Source organism: Kineococcus siccus, assembly GCF_009906795.1.
GTDB classification, from domain to species: Bacteria; Actinomycetota; Actinomycetes; order Actinomycetales; family Kineococcaceae; genus Kineococcus; species Kineococcus siccus.
Genome location: NZ_JAAALN010000338.1, coordinates 1 through 2896, shown reverse-complemented (window position 1 = coordinate 2896; position 2896 = coordinate 1). Strand labels below are relative to the sequence as shown.

General features: G+C 76.0%; 3 protein-coding genes. 1 reads left to right on the top strand and 2 read right to left on the bottom strand.

What is annotated here, in order from left to right; all coding sequences use genetic code 11:
• The first annotated feature begins 102 nt into the window (after positions 1-102).
• Complete coding sequence (locus GTR02_RS21080; RefSeq protein ID WP_166609432.1) at positions 103-1245, top strand: P-loop NTPase; 1143 nt, start codon at positions 103-105, stop codon at positions 1243-1245.
• Positions 1246-1308: 63 nt separating this feature from the next.
• Here GTR02_RS21080 and GTR02_RS21075 read toward each other — a convergent pair whose 3' ends face one another.
• Together GTR02_RS21075 and GTR02_RS21070 are read right to left on the bottom strand one after the other, a co-directional pair.
• Positions 1309-1725 carry a twin-arginine translocase TatA/TatE family subunit gene (locus GTR02_RS21075; protein ID WP_166609431.1) on the bottom strand — a complete coding sequence of 139 codons (417 nt, stop codon included), beginning with the start codon at positions 1723-1725 and terminating at the stop codon, positions 1309-1311.
• A gap of 9 nt (positions 1726-1734) precedes the next feature.
• Positions 1735-2896 (bottom strand): S1C family serine protease (locus tag GTR02_RS21070; RefSeq protein ID WP_166609430.1); only part of this gene is annotated, 1162 nt, incomplete at its 5' end.

Here is a 2896-nt window from a genome sequence, read left to right as displayed (position 1 = left end):
CCACCCCCTGCTGTCCACCCCTGCTGTCCACCCTCGCTGCCCACCTCTCGGCCGGAGCCGCCCCTCCGGCGGGCCGGGGGGCGGCCCCGTACCCTGGGAACCGTGCCCCAGACCCCCACCGCGCCGACCTCCGACGCGATCCGCGCGGCGCTCTCCCACGTCGACGACCCGGAGCTGCACCGCCCCATCACGGAGCTCGGCATGGTCGACGCGGTGGAGGTCCGCGACGACGCCTCGGTGGACGTGCGCATCCTGCTGACGATCTCGGGCTGCCCCATGCGGGACACCCTCACGTCGACGGTGACGGCCGCCGTGCGCTCGGTGCCGGGGACGGGCGTGGTCCGCGTGCAGTTCGCGACGATGAGCCCCGAGCAGCGGGCGAAGGTCACCGCGACGATGCGGGGGACGACCTCGGCCGCGCCGACGATCGCCTTCAACGCGCCCGGCAACCTCACCCGGATCTACGCCGTCGCCTCGGGCAAGGGCGGGGTCGGCAAGTCCAGCGTCACCGTGAACCTGGCCGCGGCGATGGCGGCGGACGGGCTGAGCGTGGGCGTCCTCGACGCCGACGTGCACGGCTTCTCCGTGCCGCGCCTGCTGGGCGTGACCGGTCGCCCCACGCGCGTGGACTCGATGATGATCCCGCCCACGGGGCACGGCGTGCGGGTCATCTCGATCGGCATGTTCGTGCAGGGCAACCAGGCCGTCGCGTGGCGCGGGCCGATGCTGCACCGCGCGCTGCAGCAGTTCGCCTCGGAGGTCTTCTGGGGCGACCTCGACGTGCTGCTGCTGGACCTGCCCCCCGGCACGGGCGACATCGCGATCAGCGTGGGTCAGCTGCTGCCGGGCGCGGAGGTCCTGGTCGTCACGACCCCGCAGGCCGCGGCCGCCGAGGTGGCCGAGCGCGCGGGCGCGATGGCGGTGCAGACCGAGCAGCGCGTCGCGGGGGTCGTGGAGAACATGTCCTGGCTGCCGCTGCCGGACGGCAGCCGCCTCGAGGTCTTCGGGGCCGGCGGCGGCGAGCGCGTCGCGGCCTCCCTCAGCGCGCAGCTCGGCGCGCGCGTGCCCCTGCTCGGACAGGTGCCGATGGACATCGCCCTGCGCGAGGGCGGCGACGGCGGCGTCCCCGTCGTCCTCAGCCACCCGGACAGCCCGGCGGCCGTGGCCCTGCGCGACGTGGCCCGGGGGCTCGCGCGCCGCCCGCGCGGCCTCGCGGGCCGTCCCCTGGGCGTCAGCGTCGCCTGAGGCGGCGCCCGCTCCGGCCGCGGGGAGGCCGCGGGGATCGAGCGCCGGGCCTGCGCGGCAGGCTCAGGTGGCGTCCTCGTCGTAGGGGACGGTCGAGGCCGCGGGCTCCGGCGTGCCGGACGTCTTCTTGCCCAGGTCGACCCCGGAACCGGTGCTGCGGGCCGTCGACGACGCCTTCGACGCCGCCGTGGCGCCGCCCGTCCCCGTCGTGGCGGGCTCGTCGTCCCACACGTCCGAGAGCGCGTCGCGCACGATGCGGCGCGGGTCGTACTGGCGCGGGTCGAGCTTCTGCCAGTCGATGTCGTCGAACTCGGGCCCCAGCTCCTCGCGCATCTGCGCCTGCGCACCCTTGGCGAAGCGCCGCGCGGACTTCACGAGGTGCGCCAGCTGCTCGGCGTACTGGGGAAGCCGCTCGGGCCCGAGGATCACGAGCGCGACCAGGATGAGGACGATCAGCTCGCCACCGTTGACTCCGAACACGAGCGCAGCCTAACCGTCGGCCTTGAGAACCACCTGCACGTCGACCGAACCTCCACCCCGCCGGACGGCGAGGGTGACGGTGTCGCCCGGTTCGCGGGCGCGGATGTCGACGATGAGCTCCTCCGACGTCGTCACGGGACGGCCGTCGATCGCGAGGATGACGTCGCCGGGGCGCAGGCCCGCCTGCGCGGCCGGGCCGTCGGGCTGCACGGCCGGGCTGCCGTCGGGTGCGTCGCCGTCGAGGATCTGGACACCCTCGCCCGAGTAGGCCGGGTCGAGGGAGACGCCGATGACGGGGTGGACCGCGCGGCCCGTGCGGATGAGCTGCTCCGCGGTGCGGCGGGCCTGGTTCGACGGGATCGAGAAGCCCAGCCCGATGCTCCCGCCGGCGGACGCCTGCCCCGGCAGCTGCGCGATCGCGGAGTTCACCCCGACGACCTCGCCCTGCGTGTTCAGCAGCGGCCCGCCGGAGTTGCCCGGGTTGATCGCCGCGTCGGTCTGCAGGGCCTGGATGTAGGAGACGTCACCGGTGGCCTCGCCGGCCGTGACCGGGCGCTTGAGCGCGGAGACGATGCCCTCGGTCACCGTGCCCTGCAGGCCGAGCGGTGCGCCGACGGCGACCACGGGGTCTCCCACGACGACCGCCGCGGAGTCGCCCATCGTCAGCGCCCGCAGCCCGTCGCGCTCCACGCGCACGACGGCCAGGTCGTAGGACGCGTCGGCGCCGACGACTTCACCGCTGACCTGCACGCCGTCCTCGAAGACGACCGTGATGCCGCCCTCGCGGGCGCCCGCGACGACGTGGTTGTTGGTCAGCACGAACCCGCGCTCGTCGAGCACGAAGCCCGAGCCGGTCCCCTCGCCGTCGGCGCCCTCGACCTGCAGCGACACCACGCTCGGCAGCGCCGCGGCGGCGATGCCGGCGACGGACCCCGCGGGGCGCGCGGTGGTCCCGCTCGGCGGGGCCGGCAGGCTCACGTCGGGGTAGGTGGCCGCGGGGCTGTCGAGGCGGTCGTACAGGGCACCGCCGGCCAGCCCGCCGACGAGGCCGAGCGCCAGGACGAGGGAGCCGACGCCGACCCAGCGCGCCGCGCGCCCGCGCCGCGGTCGCCCCGCGGCGGCCTCGGGCGGGGCCGGGGGCCACTGCTGCTCGCCGGCCCACCCGTGGTCC